Raw genomic sequence first — 6,690 nt, forward strand, 5'->3', positions numbered from 1 at the left:
GACGACCGTGGGACAAACCCGCGGCTGAACAAGGGAGGATCCGCATGGGCGGACTGGCATCGGCGTTAGCGCCGATTGCATTCGTGAACGAAACCGCGCTGCGTCTGGGCCGCGCGGTTGGTGTCGTTGCGATTGCACTCATGGTGATTGCGATCCTGATACAGGTGTTCTTCCGATACGTTCTGGGCAACGCGCTGCCCTGGCCGGATGAGGCCGCGCGGTTTTGCATGTTGTGGATGACCGGCCTGATGGCCCCCACCGCCTTTCGGCGCGGCGGTTTTGTGGCCATCGATATGCTGCAAAGGTTCCTGCCGCGCGTCATCGGCCAATCGCTCAACCTGTTCCTGCTGTTGATCTCGCTGGCGGTCTTGCTGGTCGCGGTCAATATTGGCTGGTCCGAAGTCACCGGCTTTGGCGGCAAATTCGCCACCGCCGCGCTGTATCTGCCTACCTCATTCGGGTTCGACGAATGGTACCGCATCCCGCGCAGCTGGATGATGGCCTCGCTGCTTGTTGGGGTCATCCTGCTGATCTCGGTGAATATCGAGCTGATCCTGCGATCCTTCATCACTCTGCTGGGCGGAGGTCACCTGTTGCCCGAAATTCCTGACGCGGCAGTGGGGGCCGAATAAATGCTGATCTGGTTCCTGCCCACCTTCCTGATTTTCCTGCTGATCGGCCTGCCGGTCTTTTTCGCGTTGCTGGCCGCGCCGGGCATCCTTCTATGGCTGAACGGTCAGACCAACGACATCACGCTGCTCTATCGCAATGTCTACAATGGCATGGACAGCTTCCCACTGATGGCGATCCCCTTCTTCATGCTGGCCGGAGAGTTGATGAACCGCGGCGGCATCACCATCCGCCTTGTCGAGTTTTCGCAGGCCCTGATGGGCCACCTGCGCGGTGGGTTGGCTCATGTGAACGTGCTGAGTTCTATCCTCTTCGCGGGCCTCTCGGGCTCGGCGGTGGCCGACACGTCGGCGTTGGGGTCAATGCTGATCCCGGCGATGGAGAAACAGGGCTATACCCGCAAATTCGCCGCCGCGATCACAGCGGCGAGTTCGGTGATCGGGCCAATCATCCCGCCCTCAGGCATCATGATTATCTATGCCTACGTGATGGGCGAAAGCGTGGCCGCCCTGTTCCTTGCAGGTATCGTGCCCGGCGTGATGGTTGGTGTTGGTCTGATGCTGATGATCAAACTCATGGCCGACCGCTATGATTTCCCAGTCGCCAGCCGCAAATACACCTGGCCCGAACGGCGTCAGGCCAGCCTGAAAGCCTTCTTTCCGCTGATGACCCCTGTGATCATTCTGGGCGGCATTCTGGGTGGCATCTTCACCCCGACCGAGGCTGCGGCCGTCGCCGTGGGATACGCCTTTATCATCGGTTTCTTTGTCCTGCGCACGCTGACGTGGAAAGAGGTGCCTGAGGTGCTCAGCAACGCAGGCATGACCTCAGCCGTCGTTCTGCTGCTGGTCGGCGCGGCGATGGCGTTCAAAACCGTGGTCAGCCTCAGCCATGCGCCGGAACAACTGGCCTCGCTGATCCTCAGCCTGTCGGAAAACCCGCTGATCCTGCTGTTCCTGATCAACCTGCTGCTGTTCATCGTCGGCATGTTTCTGGACGCAGGCCCCGCAATCATCATCCTTGGCCCGATCCTTGGCCCCATCTTCACCAGCCTCGGCGTCGACCCGATCCATTTCGCCATCATCATGAGCGTCAACCTGACCGTCGGCCTCGCCACCCCGCCGATGGGCTTGGTCCTGTTCGTGGCCGCCGCCGTATCGCGCGAACGGGTCGAAACCATCGCCAAGGCGATCCTGCCGTTTCTGGCGGTCGAAATCATCGTGATCTTTCTGATCACCTATATCCCCGCACTATCCATGACGATCCCGAGGATAACGGGATTTGCCAACTGAGTATCACAGGGAGGAAACGCATGCTCAGAGACTTCATCAAAACCGCAGCGGTGGCCACATCGCTTGTGGCCGCGTCCGCCATGGCAGCCACGGCCGCCGACTACACGCTGCGCGCCACTGCCAATTCGAACGAAAATGACGAGGATTATGACGGCCTGATCGTCTTCAAGAACTATGTCGAGGCCGCCTCGAATGGAGCAATCGAGGTCGAGCTGTTCATCGGCACCCAGCTGTGTTCGAACGGGGCCGAGTGCTTACAAGGTGTGGCCGAAGGTCAGATCGACATCGTCATCCAGACCTCGAGTGGCACGTCAGGTATCTTCCCCTTCGTTCAGGTGCTGGACTTGCCCTATCTGATGTCGGATGACCGCGTGGCCGAAGCGGCGCTGGCCAACGGCTCTTCCTTCGTGACAAAAATGCAAGAGATGGTCGCCGAAAACTCGGGCGGCGCATTGCGCCTGATGACCATCGGCAATACCGGCGGCTGGCGTAACTTTGCCAATACTCAACGCCGCGTCCAGAACCCTGGCGATATGGAAGGGTTGAAAATTCGGACAGTTGTCGCTGACTTGCCGCAGGAGCTGGTCAAAGCACTTGGCGCAGCCCCGACGCCGATCCCGTGGCCGGAACTGTTCACCTCGTTCCAGACCGGCGTAGTTGAAGGGTCCAAGAACGGCATCACCGACATCATGAGCATGAAGTTCCCCGATGCCGGTCTGAAATACATCACGCTGGACGGGCACGCATACATGGGTGCGTTGTGGTTCATGAACAACGAAAAGTTCATGTCGATGCCGCCTGAGCTGCGCAATGTGATCGTCGATGGGTTCTATCAGCTGCAGCAGGCCACATTCGCCTCGCCCAAGCGCAAGTCAATCCAGGCTTATGAGGAATTCGTGGCCGAAGGTGGCGATCTTTATGTGCCGACACCGGAAGAGAAGGCCGCATTCAAGGAAGCCGCTGCACCTGTCTATGATTGGTTCAAGGCTAATGTCGATGGCGGAGAAACAGCCTTTGACGCTTTGACTGCTGCTGTTGCCGAAGCTGAAGCCGAGATTGCAGCGACCCGCGCAGCCGAAACGCAGTAAAGCGGTCTGACAAGAGAACCTTGCGCGCGGCCCCGTCGCGCGCAAACCTGCCCCTCGCCGGAGAAACTCTGATGCTCGACCAAACCGATGCATTTCGCCGCCAAGGTTACCTCGTCTTCGAAAATGCGCTCAGCCCGGAAGACCTGCAGATGCTGCGCGGCACCTGCGACACGCTTCTGGAGGAGCCTGCCCATGATGGCGGCGGCAATGTGCACAAAATCGGGCTAGGCAATGCGCGCCGCTTTCTGCGCCATCGCCATGCCGAGTTCCCGTTGCTAGAGGACTTCTTGCTCGGCCCCAAGATCGCCGAAATCATCAGCGCCTGCGGAATCGAAGACCCGATGCTGTTCAACGAGCAGTTTGTGGTCAAAGGCGCAGGCAAAGGCGCGAGTTTCGCCTGGCACCAAGACGGTGCCTATGTCGGCTTTGATCACACGCCCTATCTGACCGTCTGGATCGCAGTGGATGATGCAACCGAAGAGAACGGGTGCGTTTATATCCTGCCGCGTGACCTTGACGCCGAGCCCGGTTTGGACCGACATGAATGGCAGGATGAAAGCAACGAGCTTAACGGGTATTTCGGCGAGGACACAGGCACTCCGATGACCTGCAAGGCAGGCACCATCGTGGCCTTTTCCAGCCTCACGCTTCACAGTTCGGGTGCGAATACGACAGCCAACCCGCGACGGGCTTTTGTGTGCCAATACTCCTCAGGCCCGATCATCGACCCTGAAACCCGCGCCCCAAAACGGTTTGCGAAACCGTTGCGGGTTTGATCCATCATCTGAAAGGGTACATCCACCCTTTGTAGTCATTGACCAGGACATGCGCCCTTTCGATCTGCTCCTGCGACATTTTCTTGACCACTTCCTCAAGGCTGATCGCCGCGTCGGGATCGCCTCCAATCGCGCTGAGCGTATACCACATGTAAGCCCGCACCAGATCGGGCGCGGGCATGCCCAATCCCAGCTCATAGTACCATCCGACCCCCGACTGCGCCCCCGGATGCCCCTTCATCGACGCGCGAAGATACCATTCAAACGCGCGTTCATAGTCCTGCTCGACCCCAAGACCCAGCCCGTACATCACACCGATCAGTTCCTCGGCCTCGGCATTGCCCGACCGGGCGGCGGGCAGCAGTTCCTCGCGCGCGGCCTCAAACTCCCCCGCCTCCATCAGATCGCGCGCCTGTTCCAATTCGGCTATCGCAGGGTTCGCAAGCAGGCAAAGGGCAAATACAAGCTGGCGCATGGGGTTGTGTTCCTTTTGGCCGGGACTGCTGCGGCACAGGATTTACCGCGCCCGCTGACCGATGATGACTTCATCCCCTTTGATATGGAACAGGCCGCCATCGGTCATCAATTGTTTTATGATCCGATCCTGTCGGGCAACCGGAACATATCCTGCGCCCACTGCCACCACCCGGATTTCGGCACATCAGACGGGTTGTCGCTGGGTATTGGCGAGGGTGGTCAGGGCCTGGGGCCGGACCGCACACCCGGCATCGGAGCAGACAAGATCCGCAAACGCATCCCACGCAATTCGCCGGGGCTGTGGAACCTTGGCGCGCGCGAGCTTGATACTGTCTTCCACGATGGTCGGCTGAGCATTTCTGATGTCTACGGCAACGGCTTCAACTCACCCGCGCAGGAATGGCTGCCCGAGGGGCTGAACTCTCTGCTCGCCGCGCAGGCGCTGTTTCCCCTGACATCGCAATTCGAAATGGCGGGGAATGTCGGCGAAAATCAGGTGACCGGGGCCGTCGCTGACCGGATCGATCTGGGCTGGCCCATTCTGGCCAAACGCGTCCGTACCGATCCGCGATACGGTCCCGCGATGATAAAGGCATTCGACGAGGTCCAAAGCACCCAAGACATCACGATCACCCAGATTGCCAACGCTCTGGCTGCTTTCATGGCCATCGAATGGCGCAGCACCGACAGCCCGTTCGACCAATATCTGGCTGGCGACCCCAATGCCCTTACCAAAGTTCAGAAAGACGGCATGACGTTGTTTTACGGCAAGGCAAACTGTTCGACCTGCCATTCCGGACCGCTGATGACCGATCAGCAATTCCACGCTTTGGGTTTGCCCCCGTTTGGCCCCGGCCGCACCCGCCAATGGGACCCTTACGCCCGCGACGTCGGCCGTATGGGCGAAAGCAACCGGATCGAGGACGCCTATCGCTTCCGCACCCCAATGCTGCGAAACGTCGCCCTGACCGCGCCTTACGGCCATAACGGCGCCTTCCCGGACCTTGAAAGCATGATCCGCCACCATTTGGACCCAAAGACCAGCCTGGCGAACTGGACACCCGACATGGCGGCTTTGCCTCAGGTTCCCTGGTTACAGAAGGCAGACTTCGTTGTCTGGCAGGATCGTTTCGAAATGCAACGTGTGCGCAACACAATCGATATCGCCTCGGTCGCGTTAACCGATGCAGAAATCGACGCCCTCGTCGCATTTCTGAATGCACTGACCGGGACGAGTGTGGACGCGCCGCCTTTCGGCGTTCCGAAAGGGTTCGAACCCTAAAGAAAACCCCCCGCCTTTTTGTGGCGGGGGGTGTTTGTGTTGTTATTCAGCTGCGTCTTTGTATGCGTCCATTGGGGGGCATGTGCAGACGAGGTTTCTGTCTCCGTATGCGTTGTCGACGCGGTTGACGGGGGACCAGTATTTGTCGACGCCCATGGAGCCCGGGGGGAAGCAGGCCTGTTCGCGGCTGTAGGGCCGGTCCCAGTCTCCGACCAGATCGCGCACCGTGTGGGGGGCGTTTTTCAGCGGGTTGTTGTCGGCGTCGATCTTGCCGTCGATGATGTCCTGCGCTTCCGCTCGGATCGAGAGCATGGCGTCGCAGAAGCGGTCGAGCTCGGCCATGGGTTCCGATTCCGTCGGTTCCACCATCAGGGTTCCGGCCACCGGCCAGCTCATGGTGGGGGCGTGGAAGCCTGAATCGACCAGACGTTTGGCGATGTCGTCGACGCTGACATGCGCCGCCTCGTCCAGGGGACGGGTGTCCAGGATGCATTCATGCGCCACCCGGCCTGTTTCCGAGGTGTAGAGGATCGGATAGGCCTCCTTCAGACGCGCCGCGATGTAGTTGGCGTTCAGGATCGCCACTTTGGTCGCCTGCGTCAGACCGGCGCCGCCCATCAGCAGCACATAGGCCCATGAGACCGGCAGAATGGACGGCGAGCCAAAGGGGGCCGCCGAGACCGGACCCACGGCGGTGCCGTATTCCGGGTGGCCGGGCAGGTGTTCGGTCAGATGCGCCTTGACGCCGATCGGGCCCATGCCGGGGCCGCCGCCGCCATGGGGGATGCAGAAGGTCTTGTGCAGGTTCAGGTGGCTGACGTCACCGCCAATGTCTCCCGGACGCGACAGACCGACCATGGCGTTCATGTTGGCCCCGTCGATATAGACCTGACCGCCATGGTCATGGGTGATCTGGCAGACCTCCTGCACGGTGGTCTCGAACACACCATGGGTGGACGGATAGGTGATCATGCAGGCGGCCAGATGATCGGAATGCTTTTCCGCCTTGGCGCGGAAGTCATTCAGGTCGATATTGCCGTTCTCATCCGCCTGAACCGGCACAACCTGCCAGCCCACCATCTGGGCCGAGGCCGGGTTGGTGCCATGGGCCGAGGTCGGGATCAGGCAGACATTGCGCTGCCCTT

At 60.2% G+C, this 6,690-nt stretch carries 7 protein-coding genes; 5 read left to right on the forward strand and 2 right to left on the reverse strand.

Annotated elements, in window-relative coordinates; genetic code table 11:
• Positions 1-44: 44 nt before the first annotated feature.
• The 4 genes from ACR0LW_RS14215 to ACR0LW_RS14230 all read left to right on the forward strand — a co-directional run bounded on the left by ACR0LW_RS14215 (position 45) and on the right by ACR0LW_RS14230 (position 3,786).
• Positions 45-632: a TRAP transporter small permease subunit gene (locus ACR0LW_RS14215; RefSeq protein ID WP_170523682.1), complete on the forward strand. Its 588-nt coding sequence runs from the start codon at positions 45-47 to the stop codon at positions 630-632.
• A complete protein-coding gene (locus ACR0LW_RS14220) occupies positions 633-1,922 on the forward strand; it encodes a TRAP transporter large permease (RefSeq protein ID WP_170378746.1) in 1,290 nt (429 codons plus the stop codon).
• A 20-nt stretch (positions 1,923-1,942) separates the two neighbouring features.
• Positions 1,943-3,010, forward strand: coding sequence for a TRAP transporter substrate-binding protein DctP (dctP, locus tag ACR0LW_RS14225; protein WP_480708680.1), 1,068 nt, complete (start codon positions 1,943-1,945; stop codon positions 3,008-3,010).
• Positions 3,011-3,081: 71 nt separating this feature from the next.
• A complete protein-coding gene (locus ACR0LW_RS14230; RefSeq protein WP_480883016.1) occupies positions 3,082-3,786 on the forward strand; it encodes a phytanoyl-CoA dioxygenase family protein in 705 nt (234 codons plus the stop codon).
• 4 nt (positions 3,787-3,790) lie between these two features.
• Here the strand turns inward: ACR0LW_RS14230 and ACR0LW_RS14235 are convergent, their stop codons facing one another.
• Positions 3,791-4,261: a tetratricopeptide repeat protein gene (locus ACR0LW_RS14235; protein WP_480883017.1), complete on the reverse strand. Its 471-nt coding sequence runs from the start codon at positions 4,259-4,261 to the stop codon at positions 3,791-3,793.
• A gap of 15 nt (positions 4,262-4,276) precedes the next feature.
• Here ACR0LW_RS14235 and ACR0LW_RS14240 point away from each other — a divergent pair, with 15 nt between their 5' ends.
• Positions 4,277-5,545, forward strand: coding sequence for a cytochrome-c peroxidase (locus ACR0LW_RS14240; protein WP_480883023.1), 1,269 nt, complete (start codon positions 4,277-4,279; stop codon positions 5,543-5,545).
• 42 nt (positions 5,546-5,587) lie between these two features.
• Here ACR0LW_RS14240 and ACR0LW_RS14245 read toward each other — a convergent pair.
• A partial coding sequence (locus ACR0LW_RS14245) for an aminomethyl-transferring glycine dehydrogenase (RefSeq protein WP_480883018.1) occupies positions 5,588-6,690 on the reverse strand: 1,103 nt, incomplete at its 5' end.

Source organism: Ruegeria sp. N4, assembly GCF_056531425.1.

What these genes read in the sequence shown, in the direction of transcription:
- ACR0LW_RS14235 (WP_480883017.1), bottom strand. Translation starts at nt 4,261, where the DNA reads ATGCGCCAGCTTGTATTTGCCCTTTGCCTGCTTGCGAACCCTGCGATA.
- ACR0LW_RS14220 (WP_170378746.1), top strand. Translation starts at nt 633, where the DNA reads ATGCTGATCTGGTTCCTGCCCACCTTCCTGATTTTCCTGCTGATCGGC.
- ACR0LW_RS14230 (WP_480883016.1), top strand. Translation starts at nt 3,082, where the DNA reads ATGCTCGACCAAACCGATGCATTTCGCCGCCAAGGTTACCTCGTCTTC.
- ACR0LW_RS14215 (WP_170523682.1), top strand. Translation starts at nt 45, where the DNA reads ATGGGCGGACTGGCATCGGCGTTAGCGCCGATTGCATTCGTGAACGAA.
- dctP (WP_480708680.1), top strand. Translation starts at nt 1,943, where the DNA reads ATGCTCAGAGACTTCATCAAAACCGCAGCGGTGGCCACATCGCTTGTG.